A 23,392-nucleotide genomic window follows, 5' to 3' on the forward strand; every position below is an offset into this window, starting at 1 on the left:
CTCTCTACCGAGACTTTGGTCGACGACCAGGGCGGAGCGCAGTCCGTTACGCCATCGGACGACGGAGCGGTCGACGATCTCGAGCAGTTGCTCGAGACCGAAAACCTCGGTACCGAATCCCAGGGTGGCGAGGATACTGAAAGCGCGCCGGCACAATAACCAGTCGCCGGTATCTCGAAAGGCGCGCCGACCGGCGCGCCTTTTTTGTTGAAGGATGAACGATGAGTGATCTGTTTGCCGCGCTCGCGCTGGCCATTGTCATCGAGGGGCTGCTTTATGCGGCCTTTCCCGACCAGATGAAGCGGATGATTACGCAGATGCTCGAGATCCCTTCGGGGCATCTGCGCTGGTATGCGCTCGCAATCGCTATGGTGGGGCTGGTCTTCCTCGCGTTCGTGCGGCTTTAGAGCCTGACCCAAAAGTTTGACGGGTCAGGCTGTTGGGGGAGGGTTCGGCGTACGGGTGTAGCGCTACGATCAGTGTCAACCCTTCGAAATCGCCGTGCCAGGGCAATCGCTTGAAGAGACGCCTCTCCACCACCCCTCGCCGCCCCCGACTTGATCCTGCGACATTCACACATTTCCGTTTGAGACCCAATCCTTACCATACGCACGGTTCCCCTTCTCCCCTTGAGGGAGAAGGTGGCCGCGAAGCGGTCGGATGAGCATCTGTGTTTTGTGTCAAGGCGCGATTGGGTGCCATTTCCGGTTTTGGGCGATCAGGGTATTTGCGAGCACGATGAGTTTTCGCATGACTGCGACGAGGACGACCTTGGGCCGTTTTCCGGCTGCCTTGAGGCGTTTGGCGAAGATGGCGAGGCCGGGTGCGTGGCGGCTGGCGGAGAGGGCGGCCATGTAGAGCGCGTTTCGCACATGCCGGCGCCCGCCGCGAATGAAGCGCGGAGCTTGGGCTGCGCCACTGTCGCGTGCGAGCGGAGCGAGCCCTGCAAGGCTGGCGGCCTGCTTGGCCGAACACGTGCCGAGTTCATCCATGCCGGTCAGCAGGGCGGTTGCGACGACCGGCCCGATGCCGGGGATCGAGAGGAGGATGGCCCGTTTGTGTGCCAGGACCTCATCGGCGGCGATCCGCGCCTCGATTTCGGCGTCGAGCCTGCATATATGGGTGCGGCAACTGGCGATGCGGCGGCGCAGCTCGGTGCGCAGAAACGCCGTGGTGGTGCAGGACAACCGATTGACGAGCGCGGTGTGTTCGGCGGTTGCCGCGGTGCGCGCACCCACCAGTTCGCGCAAATGCTCCAGAGCGATCGGACACGGCGCGGTGACGCCGGGATCGAGCGCGGCGCCCATCCGCGCCACCATCCGGGCGTCAAGCGCGTCGGTTTTGGCCAGCGTGCCGCTCGCCTCGGCAAACAGCCGGGCCCGCAGGGGATTGACGAGACAAACGGGCAGGCCCGCGGCGTGCAGGCTGCGCTGTACGGCACGATGGTACTTTCCGGTCGCCTCCATCACGACCCGTGCCACCGGCTGGCCGCTCAGAACACGTTTGATCCGCTTGTGCCCGACGCGATCATTGCTCACGCGCAGGCTTTGGCCGGAAGGATGCAGGTACACGTCCAGCCAGTCTTTACATACGTCAATACCGACATACACTGGCGGTATCGCGTTGGGTTCGGGCATTTCCCTGCCTTGCATGCGGGACTCGCTCCCATTCATCTGTTCAGGACCAGCGCGAAGGACGAACGGACCCATCTCATCCGCGGATCCCAAATCCAAGGGGTGCTCGGTCCCGCTCGTCCGGCTTCCGGCGGATGGCCATCCGCCGGGAGCCACCGCAACAGTTTCACAAACGCGGCAAAAACAACATGCAAGGGGTGCGCGGCGGCGGCAAAGCACTGATGTTGTGCAACTTGAAGCGCCGCAGGCACCCCTCATCCGACCGCTTCGCGGCCACCTTCTCCCTCAAGGGGAGAAGGAAAATCGTGCTTGTGGCATGGGTTGGTGCCTCAAACGGAGATGTGTGAATCCGGTAGGATCAAGTCGGGGGCGGCGAGGGGGCAGGCTGGCTTCAAGCGATGGCCCTGTGACGGCGGCGGGTGGCGGCGCGCATGCCTCTTGCGCCAAGCCATGCGCAGGCGCGTCACAGGGCAGAACCACTTGGAAATCGGGGATAGTCCGGGGCAACCCAAAGGACGAGCCTTTCGGTTTCCAGTCTCATCTCACGATGTCTTCGTCGGCGTAGCCCTGGAGATAAAGGAGCGCGGTCAAATCGCCGTGGTCGATGCGGACTTCCGCCTGCTCGGCGACCATCGGCTTGGCGTGGATAGCAACGCCCAGACCAGCGGCATTGAGCATATCGAGGTCGTTCGCGCCATCGCCTACGGCCATGGTGAGCGCGGGGATGATGCCCCGGGCCCGCGCAAGAGAGACCAGTGTGTCGCGCTTGGTGTCCTTGTCGACGATGGGTTTTTCCACGGTGCCGGTGAGCTTGCTTTCGGTGTCGAACTCGAGGACGTTGGCGCGGAACTCGTCGAAACCGATGCGCTTGGCGAAGTATTCGGCAAAGAGCGTGAAGCCGCCCGAAACCAGCGCGGTATAGGCGCCGTAGGCGCGCATGGTCTGGATAAGCGCGCGCCCGCCCGGTGCGAAGGTGATCCGTTCGCGGCGAACCTCTTCGACGATTTTTTTATCGAGCCCCTTGAGGAGCGCCACGCGGGTATCGAGTGCCTGGGCGAAATCGAGCTCGCCGCGCATCGCGCGCTCGGTAATCTCGGCCACCTGCTGTTTGATGCCAAGCGCGGCGGCCAATTCGTCTATGCATTCCTGCTCGATCATGGTGGAATCCATATCGGCGACGAGCAGTTTCTTGCGGCGGTTGGCGAGGGGCACGAGGGCGGCGTCGATGGGGGCGCTGCCGATCACCTCTCGCGCCATCTCGGTGGGCCTGGCCGCGCGCGGGGCGACAATTTCGCAGGCGATGCCTTGCGCAAGCCAGTTGATTTCGCCATGCGTTTCCCTATGGACCGCATCGACCAGCGCCGGGGTGAGGACCGGTTCGGTGGGATTGGCGATGAGGCATAGAACGGACATTCAACACACCATGACGGCTGACACTTCCAGGCGAGCGGTTTTGATAGCGGGTCCGACCGCGAGCGGCAAGACGGCGCTCGCGGTCGAGATGGCTCAGGCGCGCGGTGGGGCCATCATTAACGCCGATTCTATGCAGGTCTATGGCGTGCTCGACAGGCTGACGGCGCGCCCGAACGCCCAGGAGTTGGCAGCGGCGCCACATTTTCTGTTCGGGCATGTCGATCCGGGTGTCCGGTATTCGACCGGGGCGTGGCTGGCTGATGCAGAGAAAGTGATTCAAGCGATTCATGCAGAGAATCGGGATCTGATTTTTGTTGGTGGAACAGGGCTTTATTTCGATTCTTTAATAAATGGGTTTGCTGAAGTTCCGCCTATCCCGGACAAAGAGATTCAGGCGGTTGAGAAACTGATTCAAGGTATGGATGCCGAAAAACGGCGCGCGTTTCTGCGTGAATACGATCCTGAACTGGCCGAGCGGCTGGAGGTTGCCGATCCGCAGCGGGTCGTGCGGGCGGTGTCGGTCAAGCGTGCGACGGGACGAACGCTGAGCGCGTTCCAGCGCGAGACCGGCGGCGGGTTGCTGTCTGGTTATGTGCTCGAAAAAATCGTGCTGATGCCCGAGCGGGCGGTTCTGCGCCGGCGAATCGCGGAACGGTTCGAGGCGATGATGGAGAGCGGGGCGGTCGAAGAGGTCGAGGCGCTGCTTGCGCGCAAGCTCGACCCCAGCCTGCCGGCGATGAAGGCGATTGGGGTCAAAGAGATTGCAGCCTATCTGGCTGGTGAGATGACGCGGGACGAGGCGGTCGATAAGGCGGTCACGGCGACGCGGCAATATGCCAAACGGCAGTCGACATGGTTCCGTAACCGAATGGGGGACTGGCGGTTCCTCGATCCGTTCGCGCGGCAGGACAGCTAACGAGCTGCGGGAGCTATGCGGTCTCGGTCAGCGGGCGCAGAAAGTGCCGGTCGTATCGTCTTATGCAGTCCATGCGCTCGGCGAATGCGATAGCTTTCTGACAGTCGGCGTCCGTGAGGCTCTTTTGGCGGTAGGCTTCGTAGTCGGCCAAGGAGGGGAAAGAGAATAGGCAGACCGCGAGGTCGTTCGCACTCTCGTGGGGTAAGAAATACCCGTGGTGGGTGCCGCCGAACTTTTCCACCAGCGGAATCCACATGCGAGCATATTCCTCGAATTCGGTGACCTTGGCGGGATTAAGTTCGTATCGGACGTAACAGGTAATCAATGCGGTTTTCCTTATATCTGGGGGTAGGCGCCGGTGCGGGCCGAAGCGCTATAGCGCTCCGGCGCCGAGCCAGCCGATATAGCCCGCATAGGCAATGAGGAAAACCGCACCTTCCCAGCGCTCGATGCGGTTGGCGGTGTAGGCGAAGGCGATCAGGCCCACGGTCGCCGCCAGCATCACCCAGATGTCGAGGTGCAGGATTTCGGGGGGCACGGGGATCGGCTTCACGAGGGCGGTGATACCCAGTATGGCGAAGGTGTTGAAGATGTTCGAGCCGATGATGTTGCCCAGCGCGAGGTCTGTATGCTTGCGGAGGGCCGCGATGACGGAGGTGACGAGCTCGGGCAGGGACGTGCCGACGGCAACGACCGTGAGCCCGATGATGGTTTCGGAAATGCCGAGGGCTGTCGCCAGTTCGATGGCGCTGGATACGAGGAAGCGCGCGCCCAAAAGCGTGAGCCCCAGACCGGCAAGGGTGAGAAGCAGCGAAACGAGCACACCGCCTTTTGCGGCGGTCTGAGCGATTTCCGCTTCGGCCTCGCGGACGGCCCGGCTCTGGTGTTCAACGAGATAGCTACGGACGACGTAGGCAGCCAAGAGGCCGACGAGCACGAATCCGGCGATCCGTCCGAGCGATCCGGTCACGACGATGATTAACGTTACGATTGCGGAGACGATCAGCACGCCGCCATCGCGGCGCAGGACGCCCCGATCGACATGGACAGGATAAACGATGGCGGCGATGCCGAGGATCAGGAGGATGTTAGCGATGTTCGAACCGACGACATTGCCCATGGCGATGCCTGGCGCGCCATCGAGAGCGGCCTGTACGGAGGTCAACATCTCGGGGAGCGAGGTGCCGAAGCCCATGAGCGTGAGGCCGATCAGGAGCGGGGACATGCCGAGCCGGCGCGCGATGGCGACAGAACCGCGAACGAAGCTTTCGCCCCCGGCGACGAGCAGGACGAGACCGAGGGTCAGGAACACGTAGACCATTGCGCGGATTTCCTAGGTGACGGCGATGCGGGTGGCGCCTGTGGTGCGTTCAAGCGCGTCGGGGGCGACTTCGAAGACCGAACGCGGATCGCCAGCAGAGGCCCATACCGTTTGGTAGTTGAACAGATCCTCGTCAAGATAAATCGGGAGCGGTTCGGGATGGCCGAAGGGGGAGACGCCGCCGATGGGGAAGCCTGTGGCCCTACGTACGAGATCAGCGTCCGCGCGGGCGAGCTTTTCGCCGATCAGGCGCCCGACGCGCTTCTCGTGGACGCGGTTGGCGCCCGACACAAGGACCATATAGGGCGTACCGGTGTCCGTCCCCCTAAAGAGCAGGGTTTTGACGATGCGGCCCAACTCCACGCCGAGCGCATCGGCGGCCATTTGCGCAGTGGTGGCGAGTCCGGTGAGGACGGTCACCTTCCCAGGCAGGTCGTGGCGGGCGAGCGCTTCGGCGACGCGCTTTTCGGACGCTCTGAGTTCGGGTGTGGGCATTTGTGTCATGGGGACAAATGGATACATCGGCCAGAGATGGGGTCAAGCGGCTTGCACATGAGGAGTTGACGAACCCCGCGAGGATTGCAGAAGTGATACCCGAACGAAAATGGAGGCCGTGATGAGCCGGAATGCGCTGCTTGTCATCGATGTGCAAAACGACTTCTGTCCCGGCGGCGCGCTGGCCGTCGATGATGGCGATGCGGTCGTGCCTGTCATCAATGGGCTCGTCGGGCAGTATGAGCACGTGATCCTGACGCAGGATTGGCACCCGGCAGGGCATTCGAGCTTTGCGTCGAGCCATCCTGGGCGGGCGCCGTTCGAGGATATCGAAATGCCGTATGGTCCGCAGCGGCTCTGGCCGGACCATTGCGTGCAGGGAACCACCGGCGCGGCGTTTCATCCCGATCTCGAATGGACCAAGGCGGAACTCGTGATCCGTAAGGGCTTCCGAACGGACATCGACAGCTATTCGGCGTTTTTCGAGAACGACCATGAGACGCCGACAGGGCTTACCGGCTATCTGCGCGAGCGCGGGATTACCGATCTGACACTTGTCGGGCTGGCCACGGATTTCTGCGTGGCATTTTCGGCGCTCGATGCGGTCAAGCAGGGGTTCAAGGCCGAGGTGCTGTTGGAGGGGTGCCGGGGCATCGATATCGCGGGATCAATGGACGATATGCTCGGCCGGATGCGCGATACAGGGGTAGTGCTGAAGTGAGTTCGACCAGCAGAACAGACATCGCGCGGCGGGTCTTCAACCATACGTTCAAGCTCGACCCGATCATCCGCTCGCTGCTCGATACGGACTTCTACAAGCTCCTGATGCTGCAGATGATCTGGGGGCTGTATCGCGATGTCGATGCGACCTTCTCGCTGACCAACCGCACAAGACGGGTCAAGCTTGCCGAAGAGGTCGATATCGGGGAACTGCGCGAGCAGCTCGACCATGCGCGGACGCTGCGGTTCACCAAAAAGGAGATGATCTGGCTGGCCGGTAACTCGTTTTACGGCACCAAGCAGATCTTTACGCCGGACTTTCTCAACTGGCTTGAGGATTTCTCGCTCCCCGACTACGAACTTTCCGAGAGGGACGGACAGTTCGAATTGCATTTCCACGGCAAGTGGGTCGAAACCACGATGTGGGAGATCCCTGCGCTCGCGATCATCAACGAATTGCGCTCGCGTAACGCGATGCGGGGGATGGGGCGGTTCGAGCTCGATGTGCTTTACGCGCGGGCCAAGGCCAAGACCTGGGAGAAGGTCGAGCGGCTAAAGAAGTTGCCCAACCTCAAGATTTCCGATTTCGGGACGCGGCGGCGGCACAGCTTTTTGTGGCAGCGCTGGTGCGTGGAGGCGTTGAAGGAAGGGCTCGGGGATGCGCTTTCCGGGACGTCGAATGTGCTTCTGGCGATGGATACGGACCTCGAGGCGCTCGGCACCAATGCGCATGAGCTGCCTATGGTGGCCGCGGCACTGGCCGAAGATGACAATGCCTTGCGCAAGGCGCCCTATCAGGTGTTGCGCGACTGGCAGAGCTATTATGGCGGCAACCTTCTGATCGTCCTGCCTGACGCTTTCGGTACGTCGTCGTTCCTTGAGAGCGCACCCGACTGGGTGGCGGACTGGACGGGGTTCCGGCCCGACAGTGCGCCGGCGATAGAAGGTGGCGAGAAGATCATCGACTGGTGGCGGTCCAAGGGGTGCGATCCGCGCGAGAAGCTGCTGATCTTTTCAGACGGGCTCGACGTGGACGCGATCGAGGAGGCGTATCACCATTTCGACGGCAAGGTGCGGATGACCTTCGGCTGGGGCACCAATCTTACCAACGACTTTGCCGGTGTGGCGCCTAATTATACGCCGCAACTCAAGCCGATCTCGATGGTGATCAAGGTGTCGAGCGCCAATGGGCGGCCCGCCGTCAAGCTCTCGGACAACCCGGCCAAGGCGGTTGGCGACGAGCGTGAGATCGCGCGCTATCTCAAGGTGTTCGGCGCAGAAGATATGGTCGAACAGGAAGTCCTGGTTTAGGGGGCCTCTGCACGGAGGATTTGACGAGTTCACACGGTGATCGTAGCGCAGAGGCCAGCCACACGCACGGCGAGGGCGTGCCTCAAGCAGGTGCGCCTACGCGGCAACCATACGCCTGCGGGCGAGCAGGCCGAGCTGCTCGCGCATGGCGAAGCGGGCCGTGAGGATAACCGCGACGAAGCCGAGCCCGGCTGCGAGTCCCGTCCAGACGCCGACGCCGCCAAGCCGGCTGGCATCGCCCAGCCACCAGGCAATCGGCATGCCCACGAGCCAGTAGCCGATGAGCGCGATGATCATCGGCACGGTCGTGTCCGCGAGCCCGCGCAAGGCGTGTGCGGCAACCACCTGGGCGCCGTCGACGATCTGAAAGACGCCAGCCATCACTAGGAACGTGCCCGCGAGTGCGAGCGCGTTGGCGTTGCCCGGATCGGTGGGGTCGAGGAAGAACCGCACGAAAAAACCGGGCATGGTCAGGAAGAGGGCGCAGGTGATGCACATGAACCCGACCCCGACCATCATCGATGTCCAGCCGGCCTTGCCTACGGCGTCGTCGCTGCCGGCACCGAAGGCGAGGCCGACGCGGACGGTTGAAGCCATGCCTACGCCCAGCGGTACCATGAAGGCGAACGAGGCGCATTGGAGCGCGACCGCGTGCGCGGCGAGCGCATCAGTGCCCAGCCAGCCCACGAAGATCGCCGCAATGGCGAACATGCCGACCTCGGCCATGATGGTGAGGCCGATCGGGGTACCGATGCGGAAGATTTCGACGAAACGCGGCCAGTCGGGCTTCCAGAGGCGCACGAGGATATAGAAGCGCTTGTAGCGGCGGTGGAGAAGCGCATAGGCGAGCAGGAGGCCGAACATCACGGCGTTGGTGACGACGGTCGTGATCGCCGCGCCTAAAAGTTCAAGTCGTGGAAAGCCGAAATTTCCAAACATCAGCGCATAATTGCCGACGGCGTTGACGATGACGCCGGCGATGGTCGTATAGAGGATGATCTGGGTTGAGCCGAGTGCTGAGAGGAACGAGCGCAGGACGAAAAGCCCGAGGCCAGGAAACAGCACGAAAACGGCGACATGCATATAAAGCCCGGCCAGGGCCGCAAGGTGCGGTTCCTGTCCAGCCGCAAGCAGGATGGTTTCGATCTGCCAGATGAGCGGGAGCAGCGCGAGGGCGATCACGATGGCAGCCCAGAAACCCTGACGTACCGAGCGGCGGACGTTCTTGATCTTGCGCGCGCCGATGGCTTGCGCGGCGAGCGGCGCGACGGCGGAAACGATGCCGCCACCCAGAAGCAGGAAGGGCATGAAAAAGGCAGTCGCCAAAGTGCCGCCGGCAAGGAATTCAGGGCCGAGCCAGCCCATCATGATGACATCGGTTGTAAACAGAGCGTTCTGGGCCACTTGAGCCACAACAAGCGGCCAAGCGAGCAGAAATGTCGCGCGGAATTCATCGGACCAGCTCTGCGCTGGACGTTCGGTCAATGCCTGTGACATGGGATGGCCTCTCCGAGCCTGGTCCCGGATTATGCCGGGAAGCCGATTTGGATACACGCGAATCGCTTTTTTGTCAGGCCCTAACCCGCATTCGACTCGCCAAAATTCGACGCAGGGCACAAGGAGTTTGAGAAATGCGGGCTAGGTTCTATTTATTTAGCGTAACTGCCCGATTGTCGGCTAACTCTTGAGTATGACAATGAAATCGCGCAAAGTGCGCGCATTACGGCGGCGTCGGAACCTCAAGTTGAACGAGGCGTTGACGTCGTAGCTCGCCAATGTGGAACAAAGGGCGGTAGCGCTACATTTACGGGGAGCGGTTTTGATAATTTGTCAAATGGAGGCTTTTTGACATGAAGAAACTCAGCATTATTGGCGCCGCGCTGACGGCGCTTCTGGCCGTTTCGGCCTGCACCACGACCGAGAAGACCGCTGCGGTCGGTGCCGGTGCCGGTGCGGTGATCGGCGGTGTCGCGACCAATTCCGTCGCAGGTGCCGCTGTGGGCGCTGCGGTCGGCGGTGTTGCCGGCGCGCTGGTTGGACAGGTCGCCGGTCAGCCGGAGCAGTGCTACTTCCGCGCTTCGGATGGCAGCCTCTACATCGCGGACTGTCCTCCGGGCGTCTAAGGACACTCGCACCAATAACTGCGTCGCCTCGCTTGGTCTTTTTGTCCCTGGCGGCGTCGCGACCGAGCCGGAAATATCTCGATATTCCCGGCTCATCGCTCCTGGCCAGGACCAAAAATCCCGGCGCGATCCGACGCAGTTATTGTTGCTCGTGCCCTAATTCGACACGTTCTAAAAGGGCCCGCGCCGACGGATCGGTGCGGGCCCTTTTGCTTTTCGCTTTTTGGGGTTGACCCTGCACGCTGCTGGGAATACCTATAGCCTCGTTTTTCATTTAATGGAGCGTGTCCCCCAAATGCGGGCAGGACTCATTCTCGTAGTAGGCAGGCGCATCGCAACATGAGGACCTAGGGTTCTCGTGCGATTTGCGGTGCGCAACACAGGGTCCCGAACGGGGCCTTTTTTATTATCTAAGCCCCGGCGACGACGGGGTGGTATCAAGGGAGTGGCTCAAGATGGCCGAGCAGATAACCGGCGCGGAGATGGTGGTCCAGGCGCTGATCGATCAGGGTGTCGAACATATATTCGGATACCCCGGCGGTGCCGTACTGCCGATCTACGACGCGATTTTCCAGCAGGACAAGCTTCAGCACATTCTCGTCCGGCACGAACAGGGCGCCACGCATATGGCCGAGGGTTATGCGCGTTCGACGGGCAAGTGCGGCGTCGTTCTGGTGACGTCGGGGCCGGGAGCAACCAATGCGGTGACCGGTTTGACCGACGCTCTGCTCGATTCCATTCCGCTCGTTTGCATTTCGGGGCAGGTTCCAACCCCTCTCATCGGTTCGGATGCGTTCCAGGAGTGCGATACGGTCGGGATCACGCGCAACTGCACCAAGCACAATTATCTGGTCAAGGACATCAAGGACCTGCCGCGTATCCTGCACGAGGCGTTCTATATCGCGACGTCGGGGCGGCCAGGGCCCGTCGTCATCGACATCCCGAAGGATGTGCAGTTCGCGCTCGGCGCGTATCACAAGCCCCAGGCCAAGATGAGCCACCCCACCTACAAGCCGCAGGTCGAGGGCGATCTCGAGGCCATTCAGGTCGCCGTCGATCTGATGCTCAAGGCCGAGCGGCCCGTGTTCTATACAGGCGGCGGGGTTATCAATTCCGGGCCGGAGGCGAGCCGCAATCTGCGTGAACTCGTTGAGCTGACGGGTTTTCCGATCACTTCGACGCTGATGGGGTTGGGTGCATACCCGGCTTCGGGAAAGCAGTGGCTCGGGATGCTGGGCATGCACGGGACCTATGAAGCCAACATGGCGATGCATGACTGCGACCTGATGATCTGCCTCGGGGCGCGGTTCGACGACCGGATTACCGGGCGGATCGACGCGTTCTCGCCGGGCAGCCGGAAGATCCACGTCGATATCGACGCCTCCTCGATCAACAAGAATATCCTTGTCGATGTTCCGATCGTTGGGGACGTCAATGCTGTGATGGAAGAGATGATCCGCATCTGGCGGACCAAAACCAACGCGCCGCGCACCGAGGCGATCGCGCCGTGGTGGAAGGCCATCGATAAGTGGCGCGGCGTCAATTCTCTGGTCTTTACGAACTCCGACACCATCATCAAGCCCCAGCACGCGATCCAGCGGCTTTATGAGGCGACGAAGGGCCGCGACGTCTACATCACGACCGAGGTGGGGCAGCACCAGATGTGGGCCGCCCAGCACTTCGGTTTCGATGAACCCAATCGCTGGATGACATCGGGCGGGCTTGGGACGATGGGCTATGGGCTGCCGGCCGCAATCGGTGTGCAGGTCGCGCATCCGGATGCTCTTGTTATCGACATTGCCGGTGAAGCCAGCGTGCAGATGACGATGCAGGAGATGTCGACCGCGATGCAATACGAACTGCCGGTCAAGATCTTCATCCTCAACAACGAATATATGGGCATGGTGCGCCAGTGGCAGGAACTGCTGCATGGCGGGCGGTATTCGCATTCCTATTCGGAATCGCTTCCCGATTTCGTCAAGCTTGCGGAGGCTTATGGCGGGCACGGCATCCGGTGCGAGGATCCCGCAAAGCTCGACGATGCCATCGACGAGATGATCACCGTCAAAAAGCCGGTGATCTTCGATTGCCGGGTGTCCAAGGAAGAAAACTGCTTCCCGATGATCCCATCGGGCAAGCCGCATAACGAGATGATCCTGCCCGATACCGCCAATATCGGATCGATCATCGACGAAAAGGGAAAGATGCTCGTTTAGGGGCGGTGAGGACAATGAACATGAACGCCAATCTTCTGCCGACGGGGTCGGCCTATTTCCTTACCCCGCAAACCCAGGACGCCGAGCGGCATACGCTGACGGTGCTGGTCGACAACGAGCCGGGCGTCCTCGCGCGGGTCGTGGGGCTGTTTTCAGCGCGCGGGTTCAATATCGATTCTCTCACCGTCAGCGAGACCGAGCACGACAAGCACCGTTCGCGGATCACGGTCGTTACGGTCGCAACGCCCAAGGTGCTCGCGCAGATCAAGCTGCAGCTCGAGCGGCTGGTGCCGGTGCACAAGGTGCATGACCTCACCGCCGAAGGAAACGCTATCGAGCGCGAACTGGCGCTGGTGAAGGTTGCCGGGACCGGAGAGAACCGCGTCGAAGCGCTGCGGCTGGCCGACGCGTTCCGCGCGCAGGTGATCGATGCAACGACCGAGAGCTTCGTGTTCGAGGTGACGGGCAAGACCTCGAAGATCGAGCAGTTCATCACATTGATGGCGCCGCTGGGGCTTGTCGAAGTGGTGCGCACCGGGCTTGCGGCGATCACTCGCGGCGAGAAGGGAATGTGATCGGCTGAAAGTCTCGGTTTGCCCGCGGCTTAATTCGCGATAGAGGGACAGATGTACGGTAATCGTACATCTGTCCCTTTGTGTAGGCGCTACCGTAATGACCAAGCTCTCCGTCAATCTCAATGCCGTCGCCCAGCTGCGGAACCGCCGGAATCTGCCCTGGCCGAGCGTAACGGGGATGGCGCGTATCGTGATTGGCGCGGGGGCGGATGGGGTGACAGTGCATCCGCGGCCCGATGAGCGGCATATCCGGCGGTCCGATGTTTACGATCTTCGGAAACTTCTGGCGGACGAGGCGCCCGAGATCGAGTTCAATATCGAGGGCTACCCTACCGAAGATTTCATAGTGCTGATCGAAGATGTTGATCCGGATCAGGTGACATTGGTGCCCGACGATCCGAGTCAGGCGACCTCGGACCATGGATGGGATTTCGTCGGGAAGGGCAATTTTCTCACTGATGTGGTGCAGCGGCTCAGAAAGCCGGGACGTCGGGTTTCGCTGTTTTGCGATCCGGACGCGGGCGCGGCGGGGGTTGCGGCAGCCAAGGCTACAGGCGCGGATCGCGTGGAGCTTTATACCGGGCCATATGGCGGGTGTTACGACGAGCCGGTGCGCGCCGAGGCCGAACTTCAAACGCTCGCCGGGACGGCTCGGGCGGCCAGGGCCGCCGGGCTCGGTGTCAATGCCGGGCACGATTTGACACTAGCCAATCTGCCGGCCTTCCGGGCCGCCGTGCCTGGGGTCGACGAGGTTTCGATCGGGCACGGGATCACGGCGGACGCTTTGATATACGGTTTTGCCGATGCCGTGCGCAAATACAAGGCTGTGCTTGGCTGAGAACGCTAAGAGCCCGATTTAAAAGTCGGTCGGGTCGGTCTGGCGGGTCTTGTTTGCCCGTGGGAGGTGGAAACTCGAAGTCAATATGGCTGATATTGCCTCCGATTTTCCACCTCCCACGACCAAAAATCCCTCGCCAGCCCTCCGCCGCCGACTTTTAAATCAGGCTCTAATGCCTTGCCGCACCTGAAATGGCAGGTTCATCCTGTCATTTCAGGTGAGGACAACAAGGCCACGTCATTATGTCTTCTGCCCGGCTGAGCCGCTGATTCTTCAGGGCTCCTTTACGATGTTTGCTGTTCTGATGTCCAGATCTTCGCAATTCCGGCTTCGTTAACACTTAAAGGCAAGAATCGGCTGGTTTCGCGCGCGAAGGACTTGGGCAACATGTTCGACATGGAATTCGATCGGGCTTGGGACGAATGTTGTACCGGTCGCGCCTCGGTGGCTCTGGCACGGATGCGGACCCTTGCCGATCAGCTCGACGATGCCGATCCGGCGCTGATTTGCCGTTGCGAATGGCTCACGGCCTGGGCGTTGTGCAGACTGGGCGAACTCGAAGAAGCATTTGCCCATGCGCGCCTCGCCAGGCTGGCTTCGTCCGAACTGGAGCCCGCGGTTCAGGCAAAAGCGGCGACGCTTTACGGAATGCTCGTTTGCCGTCTCGGGCTCAACGACGAAGCGTATACGGTTCTGGCCGCTGCGTCGGAGTTGGCCAAGGAGAGCGGGGACGATTGGGTTCTGGCCTTTTCCCTCCATTCGCTCGCAGACACGATATGGATGGGCGGGGATCCGGAAAGCGCATTGGAATTGACCGGGCGCACGATAGCCATTGCACGGTCGTTGAACGATCTGCACCTGGTGAGTTGGATCCTGATCAAGGATGGATGCATCCTGACACAGCTCGGCGACACGGCGAAAGCCGCAGGCGACGAAGCTGGATTTGTTCGCTGGTACGAGAAGGCCATCGACGTCACGCTGGAAGCCCGCGACTTGGCGCGGGCCAATGGCGATTGCTGGGCCGAGCGGACCGCGCTGGCAAACGCCGCCGAATATGTCGGGTATCTGGGGCGGTTCGAAGAGGCTCACCAGCTTCTTGAGCGCTGGACTGCGGTCGGTGGTGACGAGACCGATCGCATGATGCATCATTATTTGGCGACATGCAGTGAAATCTACCTTCGCGAAGGCAAGATCGAGGCTGCGTGGGATTGCTGCCAGCAGGCTCTGGACATGTCCGAAGAGGGGGTGGCGAACGACCACGTTCACACCTGCGTGAAACTGCTTTCCAAGATCCATGAAGAGCTTGGGAACTTTGAAACGGCGCTGCAGCTTTACAAGCGCTATCACAATCTTCAGCAGACGTTCGAGGGCGAGCGGGTCAAACAGCGCGCGCGGGTCGCGGCCATCATGAGCGATACCGAGCTTCTGAAAAAGCAGGCCGCGCAATCGGAGTTGGACGCGTTGACCGATCCACTAACCGGGGTGGGCAATCGGCGGCGGTTCGAGCGCGTGCTCGAGGCGCATGAAGCGGAGGGGCGCACCAATTTCGCCATCGCCTTCGCCGATCTCGACCACTTCAAGGCGATCAACGACCAGTTTTCCCATGCGGTGGGCGATGAGGTCATCCGGGCCTTCGCGCAGTTGCTACAGGAGAGCTGCCGCATCGACGACCTCGTCGCAAGGGTTGGCGGGGAGGAGTTCGTGCTGCTGCTCGAGGACACCAACATGCGCGGCGCGGCCGCGGTGTGCAGGCGGCTGCAGACGCGTATGCGCAAGCACGATTGGTCGCGAATCGCACCGGGGCTGACCGTGACGGTCAGCATCGGCGTGGCATTGGCTTCGGAAGCAGGGCGTTCACAGGACCTTCTGGCGCTCGCCGACGCCAGGCTTTACCGCGCCAAGGCCGACGGTCGGAACCGGGTAGTGATCGAGGGGGCGGGAGCCGACAGGGCAGGCGTGGCCTAGTGGGTTGTATTGTTTAGAACGACGACACAACCCACCAGATTTTTCTTTGACGTGGCCTTGTTATCCTCACCTTCAATGACAGGACGAACCTGTCATTGAAGGTGAGGCAAGACACTGGTGTCTCAGCGCGTTTTGCTGTCGATTTTCTTTTGTGCAACTCAAGTTTGTTCCCCTATGGTCTGGATTTCTTAAGAATTCACGGGTGAATATATCCCGGATCTTGGCAGTGGGGGTCTGGAATGTTCGATCGGGAGCTCGATCAGGCTTGGATTGAATGTGGCTCGGGAGATCCGGAGCGCGCGTTGAAGCGTATTCGTGCTGTCGCGGATCAGTTGACCGCCGACGCCGAACCGGCGCTTGTCAACCGGTGCGAGTGGCTGTGGGCGTGGGTGCTGCATCGCCTTGGCGAAATGGAGGAGGCTTTCGCCCACGCCAAGAAGGCCAGAACCGCATACGTTACTCTTCCGCTTTCCGTTCAACTTACCACGGACGCCCTTTACGGGGTGCTGTTGGCCATATTCGGACTCAATGACGTGGCTTATGCCGAAGTCGAGCAAGCGATCTCAAGGGCCGGCGAAGATGCAGACGGTTGGGCATATGCCCTTTGCGTATACGCCCTGTCATTGGCTGTCAGCCAGGGTGGGGATAAGCTGGCGGCCCGGGATTTAAGCACACGCAGCATTGAGCTTGCCCGGGCCGCTAGCGATACGCATCTGGAGAGTTGGTTTCTCGTGAATTTGGGGACCATTCTCGCCGATATGGCCGACGATGCGGGCGATGACGGCGATACGGATACGTATACGGCACTTTATGAGCAGGCGATTGCCGTTACCGAAGATGCATTCAAGCTGGCCGATGCCAATTCCGATAGCTGGGCGGTGCAAGTGGCACTGCCCAATGCCGCTGAATATGCCGCCTATATCGGTCAGTTCGAACGTGCTCATGGCTATTTGGGGCAATGGGAGAATGCTGGCGGCTACAAGAGCGCGCGGCGCTGGGCGCAGTACTATTATACGCTTGGCGAAGTGCTCTTTCGCGAGGGTAAGCCGGATGAAGCCTTACCATATTGCGCACGCGCCGTCGTAATTGCCGAGAAATTGCCGGATGGCGATCAAAAGCATTTCATGGTCCGACTGCTGTCGGATGTGCATGAAGCGCTGGGGGATTTCCAAACCGCGCTAAGGCTGCACAAGCGCTATTTCAACCTGTACCGGAAGTTCGAGGGCGAAAGGGTCAAGCAGCGCGCGCGGGTCGCGGCCATCATGAGCGATACCGAGCTTCTGAAAAAGCAGGCTGCCCAATCGGAGTTGGACGCGTTGACCGATCCACTAACCGGGGTGGGCAATCGGCGGCGGTTCGAGCGCGTGCTTGAGGCGCATGAAGCAGAAGGGTACACCAATTTCGCTATCGCCTTCGCCGATCTCGACCACTTCAAGGCGATCAACGACCAGTTTTCCCATGCGGTGGGCGACGATGTCATCCGGGCCTTCGCCCAGTTGCTACAGGAGAGCTGCCGCATCGACGATCTCGTCGCAAGGGTCGGTGGGGAGGAGTTCGTGCTGCTGCTCGAGGACACCAACATGCGCGGCGCGGCCGCGGTGTGCAGGCGGCTGCAGACGCGCATGCGCAAATATGATTGGTCGCAAATCGCGCCAGGGCTCAGCGTAACGGTCAGCATTGGCGTGGCGTTGTCTTCGGAAGCAGGGAATTCAAGGGATCTCCTTGCGCTTGCCGATGCGCGGCTTTACCGCGCCAAGGCTGAAGGCCGGGATCGAGTCGTGACCGAAGGTGTAGAGCCGGACAGCGCCGTCGTCGCGTAGCGCGCGCCTATTCTGACTGCAATCTATGGAGGCGGTGGCAGGCTGCTTTCCGGGTTTCGCCCGGGCAGGATAGGGATGCGGCGCCGACTTGGACCGGTTTGGTATAACGATTACATTGTTTCCCAAGAGCGAACGATGTCCGGTGGTCTCAGTGGGCGGTGAAGAAAAATCTTTTTAATACAAAAGCTTGCGTGCCGAGTGCCTTGGTCACGTTGGTATTCGGTAGGCAGGATTGTGTTCTTTGGTGACACCAATGTGCCTACTTGAGGTTCTCGGTAGAAGTTTCATATCCAGCGTTACTTACTATTTGTAACCAGGCATAGGGAACTTTAAAATGTCCAAGCCAAAGATCGGTATCATCATCTCCTCGACGCGCGACACGCGCTTTGCCGACAAGCCGGCGCAGTGGATTCTCGACCTCGCCAAGCAGCGCGGCGACATCGAGGCCGAACTGATCGATCTGCGCGATTACGACCTGCCGTTCTTCAACGAGGCAGCCTCCAACCTCTGGATGCCCAGCACGGACGAGCGAGCGGTTGCCTGGCAGAACAAGATCGCGCAGTACGACGGGTTTATCTTCGTGGTTGCCGAATACAACCGCTCGATCACGGGCGCTCTCAAGAACGCGATAGACCAGGCCTATAACGAATGGAACCGCAAGCCCGCGGCCTATGTCGGCTACGGTGCCGTCGGCGCGGCACGCGCCATCGAGCATCTGCGTCTGATCAATGTCGAAACGCAAATGGCGCCTGTACGCGCGGGCGTGCATATCGGCGGGTCGGATTTCTTCAAGGTGCATCCGCTCGGCGCGAACGGGCCGATCTCGGATATCGAGGCCGGTATTCTGCCCGGCGCGAACGACATGCTTGAACAGCTTGTCTGGTGGGCCAACGCCCTCAAGGTCGCCCGCGAGGAAGACGCGCGCGTCGCCGCTGAATAATGCGATTTTTTGGTGGCCTCTATTTGGCCATTCTCATGCCACTGATTATAGGGGTCGCCGTCTGGCGGCCCTTTTTGTTTGCAAGGGTGGCATTCATGTTCGAATGGATTGAAGGGGCGGGCACTTTCGTCAAGGGCGCGGCTGTCGTTGCGCTGGGGGCGGTGGGGCTCGGCGAAGAGCCGCCGACCCATTACCGGCTGGACGGCATGCTTGCGGGATTCGCGGAGGCCTGCTCGATTTCGCCGGACCTCGAGCAACTCTGGGCCGCCATGGCGCGCGGAGAGGCGCTGGCGCTGCCTGCTGACGGTTCGGATTATTTCGATGCGGCCGAAGTGCATATTGCCGAGGACTATCGGGAAATCCGCCTGCCGGTACGGGGGCTCTGGAAAGACCACAAGGTCGCGGCGCTGACGGCGGTTGCCGGCAACGACAACGGCATCAGCTCGTTCAGCGTTCATTTCGCGCCGGATCAGCCGACATTGGTGGCCACGTTCGGCCCGCTCGCGGATGCCGCAAGCGCGAAGATGGCAGCCGATCCGGATAACTTTGCCGGATTCTCCACCGATTTCGGGACGTTCAACGGCATTGCTCAGTATTACTGCGATTTCTCGACGTAATCAGCGTGGCATGTCGGGGCAAACGAAGGGTACGTGGCTGATCGAAAAAGCGGCATAATTCCGCCTTGCAATTTGCCGAACCGTACCGTACGGTACGGTCAGTTGCAGCGGTTGCTCAATCCTGCCGACGGCGCGCGTCCGGGCTATTTACCAGCATGGTTTTGCAGGGTGCCGTCAAGGCGGGCCGGCGGTCGGCTTCGTCATCAACACAACCAAGAGGCGATTATTTCTGTCATGACCCCCATGGCGCTGACCATCGGCGACGAGACCCTTTCGGACCGTCAGAAGGACGTGCTCAACGCCGCATTGTCCCTGCTGGTCGAGGGGGGCGATGGGCTGACGATGACGGGTGTGGCCCGGCGCGCGAGTTGTTCGAAGGAAACGCTCTACAAATGGTTCGGCGACCGGGACGGGCTTTTGACGGCGACCGTCCAGTGGCAGGCGGCCAAGGTGCGCATGGTGCCGGTGGACCGCGAAACCCTCGACAAGCGCACGCTGGCGATCGCGCTCGAAAAGTTCGGGCGCAATCTCTTGAGCGTTCTGGCCGGGGATGTTTCGGTGGCGCTCAACCGGCTGGCGATCAGCCATGCGGGGCAGGAAAAGCGGAACCTTGGCGCGATCGTTCTGGAAAACGGACGGTTCGCCATGGGCAAGCGCCTGAAGCCGGTGCTTGAAGCCGGGCGGGACGCGGGGCTTTTGGCGTTCGAGGACAGCGAAACCGCGTTCCGGACCTATTACGGGCTTGTGGTGCGCGACGTGCAGCTTCGGCTGTTGCTCGGCGAGCATCTGGACCTAGGCGAGACCGAGATCGCGTCCGACGTCAAACGGGCGCGGGAACAGTTTTTCACGCTCTACGGAGCATGAACCAAATCCAAGACATGCGACAAGTGGGAGAATCCAATGCGCGTCTACTATGATCGGGATGCCGATCTCAACCTTCTCAAATCCAAGAAAATCGCCATTATCGGCTATGGCAGCCAGGGCCGCGCGCATGCGCTCAACCTGCGCGATTCGGGCGTGACTGAAATCGCCGTGGGTCTGCGCGCCGGATCCTCGACGGTCAAGAAGGTCGAGGCCGACGGGCTCAAGGCGATGACCGTCGCCGAAGCGGCCGCGTGGGCTGACGTGATGATGATGGCGACGCCGGATGAATTGCAGGCCGACATCTATCGCGACGAAATCGCGCCCAATATCCGCGACGGCGCCGCGCTTGCCTTCGCGCACGGGCTCAACGTGCATTTCGGGCTGATCGAACCCAAGGACACTGTCGACGTCCTTATGATCGCGCCCAAGGGGCCTGGCCATACGGTGCGCGGCGAATATGAGAAGGGCGGCGGGGTGCCGTGCCTGATCGCGATCCATCACGACGCGACCGGCAATGCCCATGATATCGGCCTCGCTTACGCCTCGGGTGTCGGCGGCGGACGTTCGGGCATCATCGAAACGACCTTCCGCGAAGAGTGCGAGACCGACCTTTTCGGGGAGCAGGTTGTGCTCTGCGGCGGTCTGGTCGAACTGATCCGTGCCGGGTTCGAAACGCTGGTCGAAGCCGGTTACGCGCCGGAAATGGCGTATTTCGAGTGCCTGCACGAGGTGAAGCTGATCGTCGACCTGATCTATCAGGGCGGTATCGCGAACATGAATTACTCGATTTCGAACACGGCGGAATGGGGCGAATATGTCACCGGCCCGCGCATCATCACTTCGGAGACCAAGGCCGAGATGAAGCGCGTGCTTGCCGATATCCAGTCGGGCAAGTTCACCTCCGAGTGGATGCAGGAATGGCATTCGGGCGCGGCCCGCTTCAAGGCCACTCGCCGCAATGCCGACAACCACCAGATCGAAGCGGTCGGAACCAAGCTCCGCGACATGATGCCGTGGATCAAGGCCGGCGCGCTGGTGGACAAGTCGCGGAACTAGCCGTGACCTTCCTCGCCTTTCCACAGACAGGCGGGTGCTTATGCGGTGCCGTGCGTTATAGACGCACGGCGCTGCCGAGCGGGCTCTATGGCGTTTCGGGCATTGGGCCGCGCTCGAGATATGTCCCCAGGACGACGTAGCTGTGCGTCGAGCGCACGCCGTCGATCTCCTGAATTGTCGAGAGCAAGGTTTCGAGACCGGACGGCCCGGAGGTCCGGACCTTGAGGATCAGGCATGTATCGCCGGTCGCGGTATGAATTTCCTCGACATCCGCCAGTTCCCGCAGCGCAAGGACCGGCTCGGTCATGCCCCAGCCCTCGGTCATGACGTGCACGAAGGCAAGGAGCGGGCACCCGATCTTGGGGCCGTCGAGCTTGGCGACCGTGCCGGTGATAACGCCATCGCGCTTGAGGCGCTTGACCCGCTCGTGCACGGCCGGGGCGGAGAGATGCACCTTTTCCGAGAGTTCGGCGTAGGACTGGTCGGCGCGCTCGGCCAGCAGCCTTAATAGCATTCTGTCGGTGCGGTCGAGACCGGAGGGATGCGGCGCCTCGGGCCGAACAGCGTTCGTTTTTGCAGGGCGAACATCTGACATGTGTTGATCCTTATACCGCGATCATGCGTATATGCCTTATGACATGTCGCCAGAATATCATTTCTCCGAACTTTATTAAAGAATATCGCGTCGTTGCGCTTTTTGCTGCGGTGGTCGCGGTTGGGTCGAATGCCTTTATTCTCAGCCCCATCCTGAGCGAGGTCGCCCAAGGGTTGCGCACGGAGCCATTCCGTGTCGCGTGGGCCATCTCGGCGTTCGGCGCAGCGACCGCGTTGTCGTCCTTCTTTTTGTCGCCGGTCAGCGACCGCGTATCGCCGCACCGGACACTCGGCATGGCGGCGGTGTTGCTCGCGATTGCGCAGGTTTCGAGCGGGGCCAGCCAGAATTGGGGATGGTTGTGCGCGTCGCAGGCCGTGGCGGGAACCGCCGTGGGGATCCTGCTGCCGGGCACCTATGCGGCAACGGCTGCCACAGCGCCATCGGGACGCGAAGCCGCGCGCTTGGGGTTTGTCCTCACGGGCTGGGCGCTCTCGCTTGTCCTGGCGGTGCCGCTCGCCGCGTTTATGACCGAACGCTGGGGCTGGCGCGTCGTTTACGCCGTTCTTGCGGCTGTCAGCGCGACGGTGGCGGTGTGGCTGTTTACCGCCCTGCGCGGTACCGCGCCCAGGCTGCCCGGTCGAACATCGCCCTGGCAGGCCATTCGGTTGCCGGGCGTGGCGTTCCTTCTGGCGGTCATCTTCGGTTATATGACGGCATTCTATGGAACGTATGCCTTTTTCGGCGAGGGTATCCGGAACGCATTCGGCCTTTCTGCCGAAGGGGGTGGGGTGTTCGTTCTCGCTTACGGGTTGGGCTTCGGCCTCGCGGGGCTCGGGCTCACGATGACGTCGCCGCGGATTTCGCCGGCCTATGTGCTGTCCATCCTGTGCGCCATTGCCGTTGTGTATTTTGCCTGGGGTTTTGCGCTTGGCGACATGGCGGTTGCCTTTGGCGTCGCCATGGTCTGGGGCGTACTCAATCAGCTTGGGCTCAATGCACTGATCGTTCTTCTGAACCGGCGCGCGGAGCGCGCCCGTGGGGCCGTCATGGGGCTCAACAGCGCCGTCACCTATCTGGCGGTTTTCGCAGGTCCGGTTGTGCTGGGAACCGTTTATACGCGGTCCGGCTTTACGGCGGTGACGACCCTTGCGGGCGTCCTCGTCGCCGTGGCTGCCGTGGGATATTGGATGTCACGCCGGGCCACACGGTGATCCGCTTACTTCGATTGCGAAGCGGTCGGCAGTTCTGGCCAGGCAAAGCCATCGGAAATTGCGGCTGTCGTGACCTCGCCCCGTGCGCTATGAGAGACGCGCAACACCGGCGAGGGAGGCATGGACGCAATGAACCTCAATGCGATCATCGCGCAGGAAGATCGCTTGGTCTTCTCGCGGTTCGATGAGGCCGCGGCATTCGAAATCGGTACGGCCATTCGTGATATTGCGCTGGCGGAAGGGCATTCCATCGTTTGCGACATACGGCTCTGGGATCGGCCTTTGTTCTATATGGCGCTACCCGGCACGACGGCCGATAATCCCGATTGGGTGCGGCGCAAGGCCAATGTCGTCAGGCGTTTTTCCAAGAGCACGTACCGGATGGTGCTCGAGCGTGGGGCGGGAGAGGGCAATCGGGCCTTTCCGGGCGATAGCGGGCTTTCACCTCAGGACTATGTGCTCGCCGGTGGCGGGTTTCCGGTGCGGATCGAAGGCGTCGGCGTCGTTGGGGCGATTATCGTTTCGGGGGCGCCTGAGGATGTCGATCATATGCTTGTCGTCAGGGGGATTTGCGGGCACCTTGGCATTGATGCTGATTCGCTGCGGCTCGTCGCTGCCGAATAGCCGAGGGCTAGGGCGTGTCATCAGTTATGGACAGGGGTTTGATTTTGCATAAATCGTTCAATACCAAGGTTTTTTGCGCCGCGCAGGGTTATCCCCTTCGCGCGCGAAAAGCCGCCGGGAGTGAACGATTTATGCAAA

Annotated in this window: 23 protein-coding genes; 16 read left to right on the forward strand and 7 right to left on the reverse strand. The window is 61.2% G+C overall.

Annotation, left to right across the window (positions count from 1 at the left end):
* Positions 1-221 precede the first annotated feature (221 nt).
* On the forward strand, positions 222-407 hold the full coding sequence (locus LG281_RS17910) for a DUF2065 domain-containing protein (protein ID WP_404403144.1): 186 nt from the start codon (positions 222-224) through the stop codon (positions 405-407).
* Positions 408-680: 273 nt separating this feature from the next.
* Here the strand turns inward: LG281_RS17910 and LG281_RS17915 are convergent, their stop codons facing one another.
* Positions 681-1,652, reverse strand: coding sequence for an IS110 family transposase (locus tag LG281_RS17915; RefSeq protein WP_404400978.1), 972 nt, complete (start codon positions 1,650-1,652; stop codon positions 681-683).
* 519 nt (positions 1,653-2,171) lie between these two features.
* Positions 2,172-3,047: a phosphoserine phosphatase SerB gene (serB, locus tag LG281_RS17920; RefSeq protein WP_404403145.1), complete on the reverse strand. Its 876-nt coding sequence runs from the start codon at positions 3,045-3,047 to the stop codon at positions 2,172-2,174.
* 10 nt (positions 3,048-3,057) lie between these two features.
* On the opposite strand from serB, the gene miaA reads away from it, so the two are divergent.
* Positions 3,058-3,963, forward strand: a complete 906-nt coding sequence (gene miaA / locus LG281_RS17925) for a tRNA (adenosine(37)-N6)-dimethylallyltransferase MiaA (RefSeq protein WP_404403146.1) — start codon at positions 3,058-3,060, stop codon at positions 3,961-3,963.
* Between the two features lie 13 nt (positions 3,964-3,976).
* Here the strand turns inward: miaA and LG281_RS17930 are convergent, their stop codons facing one another.
* The 3 genes from LG281_RS17930 to LG281_RS17940 are packed head-to-tail and all read right to left on the reverse strand — an operon-like array spanning position 3,977 to position 5,779.
* Positions 3,977-4,288, reverse strand: coding sequence for an NIPSNAP family protein (locus LG281_RS17930; RefSeq protein ID WP_404403147.1), 312 nt, complete (start codon positions 4,286-4,288; stop codon positions 3,977-3,979).
* 48 nt (positions 4,289-4,336) lie between these two features.
* Entirely contained in the window at positions 4,337-5,284 is a 948-nt protein-coding gene (locus LG281_RS17935) for a calcium/sodium antiporter (protein WP_404403148.1), read from the reverse strand.
* Between the two features lie 12 nt (positions 5,285-5,296).
* The gene (locus LG281_RS17940; protein ID WP_404403149.1) at positions 5,297-5,779 is read right to left on the reverse strand and encodes a YbaK/EbsC family protein; all 483 of its coding nucleotides are present in this window, start codon (positions 5,777-5,779) and stop codon (positions 5,297-5,299) included.
* Between the two features lie 121 nt (positions 5,780-5,900).
* Between LG281_RS17940 and pncA the strand changes: the two genes are divergently transcribed.
* The gene (gene pncA / locus LG281_RS17945; protein ID WP_404403150.1) at positions 5,901-6,500 is read left to right on the forward strand and encodes a bifunctional nicotinamidase/pyrazinamidase; all 600 of its coding nucleotides are present in this window, start codon (positions 5,901-5,903) and stop codon (positions 6,498-6,500) included.
* The gene (gene pncB / locus LG281_RS17950; protein WP_404403151.1) at positions 6,497-7,810 is read left to right on the forward strand and encodes a nicotinate phosphoribosyltransferase; all 1,314 of its coding nucleotides are present in this window, start codon (positions 6,497-6,499) and stop codon (positions 7,808-7,810) included. The genes pncA and pncB overlap by 4 nt, the downstream gene beginning before the upstream one ends.
* A 96-nt stretch (positions 7,811-7,906) precedes the next feature.
* On the opposite strand, the gene LG281_RS17955 is transcribed toward pncB, so the two are convergent.
* Positions 7,907-9,307 (reverse strand): MATE family efflux transporter, encoded by a 1,401-nt coding sequence (locus LG281_RS17955; RefSeq protein ID WP_404403152.1) that lies wholly within the window; start codon positions 9,305-9,307, stop codon positions 7,907-7,909.
* 353 nt (positions 9,308-9,660) lie between these two features.
* Here LG281_RS17955 and LG281_RS17960 point away from each other — a divergent pair, with 353 nt between their 5' ends.
* The 10 genes from LG281_RS17960 to ilvC all read left to right on the forward strand — a co-directional run bounded on the left by LG281_RS17960 (position 9,661) and on the right by ilvC (position 20,824).
* A complete protein-coding gene (locus tag LG281_RS17960) occupies positions 9,661-9,933 on the forward strand; it encodes a YMGG-like glycine zipper-containing protein (RefSeq protein WP_404403153.1) in 273 nt (90 codons plus the stop codon).
* Between the two features lie 455 nt (positions 9,934-10,388).
* A complete protein-coding gene (locus LG281_RS17965) occupies positions 10,389-12,149 on the forward strand; it encodes an acetolactate synthase 3 large subunit (protein WP_404403154.1) in 1,761 nt (586 codons plus the stop codon).
* Positions 12,150-12,169: 20 nt separating this feature from the next.
* Positions 12,170-12,724: an acetolactate synthase small subunit gene (ilvN, locus tag LG281_RS17970; RefSeq protein ID WP_404403155.1), complete on the forward strand. Its 555-nt coding sequence runs from the start codon at positions 12,170-12,172 to the stop codon at positions 12,722-12,724.
* A gap of 97 nt (positions 12,725-12,821) precedes the next feature.
* The gene (locus LG281_RS17975; protein ID WP_404403156.1) at positions 12,822-13,562 is read left to right on the forward strand and encodes a pyridoxine 5'-phosphate synthase; all 741 of its coding nucleotides are present in this window, start codon (positions 12,822-12,824) and stop codon (positions 13,560-13,562) included.
* 387 nt (positions 13,563-13,949) lie between these two features.
* A complete protein-coding gene (locus LG281_RS17980) occupies positions 13,950-15,527 on the forward strand; it encodes a diguanylate cyclase (protein WP_404403157.1) in 1,578 nt (525 codons plus the stop codon).
* Between the two features lie 302 nt (positions 15,528-15,829).
* Positions 15,830-17,347: a diguanylate cyclase gene (locus tag LG281_RS17985; RefSeq protein ID WP_404403158.1), complete on the forward strand. Its 1,518-nt coding sequence runs from the start codon at positions 15,830-15,832 to the stop codon at positions 17,345-17,347.
* Between the two features lie 334 nt (positions 17,348-17,681).
* The gene (locus tag LG281_RS17990; RefSeq protein ID WP_404403159.1) at positions 17,682-18,287 is read left to right on the forward strand and encodes an NADPH-dependent FMN reductase; all 606 of its coding nucleotides are present in this window, start codon (positions 17,682-17,684) and stop codon (positions 18,285-18,287) included.
* Positions 18,288-18,382: 95 nt separating this feature from the next.
* Positions 18,383-18,904: a hypothetical protein gene (locus LG281_RS17995; protein WP_404403160.1), complete on the forward strand. Its 522-nt coding sequence runs from the start codon at positions 18,383-18,385 to the stop codon at positions 18,902-18,904.
* Positions 18,905-19,138: 234 nt separating this feature from the next.
* Positions 19,139-19,768 carry a TetR/AcrR family transcriptional regulator gene (locus tag LG281_RS18000; protein ID WP_404403161.1) on the forward strand — a complete coding sequence of 210 codons (630 nt, stop codon included), beginning with the start codon at positions 19,139-19,141 and terminating at the stop codon, positions 19,766-19,768.
* Between the two features lie 36 nt (positions 19,769-19,804).
* On the forward strand, positions 19,805-20,824 hold the full coding sequence (ilvC, locus tag LG281_RS18005) for a ketol-acid reductoisomerase (RefSeq protein WP_404403162.1): 1,020 nt from the start codon (positions 19,805-19,807) through the stop codon (positions 20,822-20,824).
* 85 nt (positions 20,825-20,909) lie between these two features.
* On the opposite strand, the gene LG281_RS18010 is transcribed toward ilvC, so the two are convergent.
* Positions 20,910-21,419, reverse strand: coding sequence for an Lrp/AsnC family transcriptional regulator (locus tag LG281_RS18010; protein ID WP_404403163.1), 510 nt, complete (start codon positions 21,417-21,419; stop codon positions 20,910-20,912).
* A gap of 38 nt (positions 21,420-21,457) precedes the next feature.
* Here LG281_RS18010 and LG281_RS18015 point away from each other — a divergent pair, with 38 nt between their 5' ends.
* On the forward strand, positions 21,458-22,630 hold the full coding sequence (locus LG281_RS18015) for an MFS transporter (RefSeq protein ID WP_404403164.1): 1,173 nt from the start codon (positions 21,458-21,460) through the stop codon (positions 22,628-22,630).
* A gap of 120 nt (positions 22,631-22,750) precedes the next feature.
* Positions 22,751-23,254 carry a heme-degrading domain-containing protein gene (locus LG281_RS18020; protein WP_404403165.1) on the forward strand — a complete coding sequence of 168 codons (504 nt, stop codon included), beginning with the start codon at positions 22,751-22,753 and terminating at the stop codon, positions 23,252-23,254.
* Positions 23,255-23,392 lie beyond the last annotated feature (138 nt).

It is taken from the genome of Pelagibacterium halotolerans (assembly GCF_044811015.1).
In the GTDB taxonomy this organism is placed as follows: Bacteria; Pseudomonadota; Alphaproteobacteria; order Rhizobiales; family Devosiaceae; genus Pelagibacterium; species Pelagibacterium halotolerans_A.

What these genes read in the sequence shown, in the direction of transcription:
- LG281_RS18020 (WP_404403165.1), top strand. Translation starts at nt 22,751, where the DNA reads ATGGACGCAATGAACCTCAATGCGATCATCGCGCAGGAAGATCGCTTG.
- ilvN (WP_404403155.1), top strand. Translation starts at nt 12,170, where the DNA reads ATGAACGCCAATCTTCTGCCGACGGGGTCGGCCTATTTCCTTACCCCG.
- LG281_RS17990 (WP_404403159.1), top strand. Translation starts at nt 17,682, where the DNA reads ATGTCCAAGCCAAAGATCGGTATCATCATCTCCTCGACGCGCGACACG.
- LG281_RS17935 (WP_404403148.1), bottom strand. Translation starts at nt 5,284, where the DNA reads ATGGTCTACGTGTTCCTGACCCTCGGTCTCGTCCTGCTCGTCGCCGGG.
- LG281_RS18000 (WP_404403161.1), top strand. Translation starts at nt 19,139, where the DNA reads ATGACCCCCATGGCGCTGACCATCGGCGACGAGACCCTTTCGGACCGT.
- LG281_RS17975 (WP_404403156.1), top strand. Translation starts at nt 12,822, where the DNA reads ATGACCAAGCTCTCCGTCAATCTCAATGCCGTCGCCCAGCTGCGGAAC.
- miaA (WP_404403146.1), top strand. Translation starts at nt 3,058, where the DNA reads ATGACGGCTGACACTTCCAGGCGAGCGGTTTTGATAGCGGGTCCGACC.
- LG281_RS18010 (WP_404403163.1), bottom strand. Translation starts at nt 21,419, where the DNA reads ATGTCAGATGTTCGCCCTGCAAAAACGAACGCTGTTCGGCCCGAGGCG.
- LG281_RS17980 (WP_404403157.1), top strand. Translation starts at nt 13,950, where the DNA reads ATGTTCGACATGGAATTCGATCGGGCTTGGGACGAATGTTGTACCGGT.
- LG281_RS18015 (WP_404403164.1), top strand. Translation starts at nt 21,458, where the DNA reads ATGACATGTCGCCAGAATATCATTTCTCCGAACTTTATTAAAGAATAT.
- LG281_RS17960 (WP_404403153.1), top strand. Translation starts at nt 9,661, where the DNA reads ATGAAGAAACTCAGCATTATTGGCGCCGCGCTGACGGCGCTTCTGGCC.
- LG281_RS17910 (WP_404403144.1), top strand. Translation starts at nt 222, where the DNA reads ATGAGTGATCTGTTTGCCGCGCTCGCGCTGGCCATTGTCATCGAGGGG.
- LG281_RS17965 (WP_404403154.1), top strand. Translation starts at nt 10,389, where the DNA reads ATGGCCGAGCAGATAACCGGCGCGGAGATGGTGGTCCAGGCGCTGATC.
- serB (WP_404403145.1), bottom strand. Translation starts at nt 3,047, where the DNA reads ATGTCCGTTCTATGCCTCATCGCCAATCCCACCGAACCGGTCCTCACC.
- LG281_RS17955 (WP_404403152.1), bottom strand. Translation starts at nt 9,307, where the DNA reads ATGTCACAGGCATTGACCGAACGTCCAGCGCAGAGCTGGTCCGATGAA.
- LG281_RS17995 (WP_404403160.1), top strand. Translation starts at nt 18,383, where the DNA reads ATGTTCGAATGGATTGAAGGGGCGGGCACTTTCGTCAAGGGCGCGGCT.
- pncA (WP_404403150.1), top strand. Translation starts at nt 5,901, where the DNA reads ATGAGCCGGAATGCGCTGCTTGTCATCGATGTGCAAAACGACTTCTGT.
- ilvC (WP_404403162.1), top strand. Translation starts at nt 19,805, where the DNA reads ATGCGCGTCTACTATGATCGGGATGCCGATCTCAACCTTCTCAAATCC.
- LG281_RS17940 (WP_404403149.1), bottom strand. Translation starts at nt 5,779, where the DNA reads ATGCCCACACCCGAACTCAGAGCGTCCGAAAAGCGCGTCGCCGAAGCG.
- LG281_RS17915 (WP_404400978.1), bottom strand. Translation starts at nt 1,652, where the DNA reads ATGCAAGGCAGGGAAATGCCCGAACCCAACGCGATACCGCCAGTGTAT.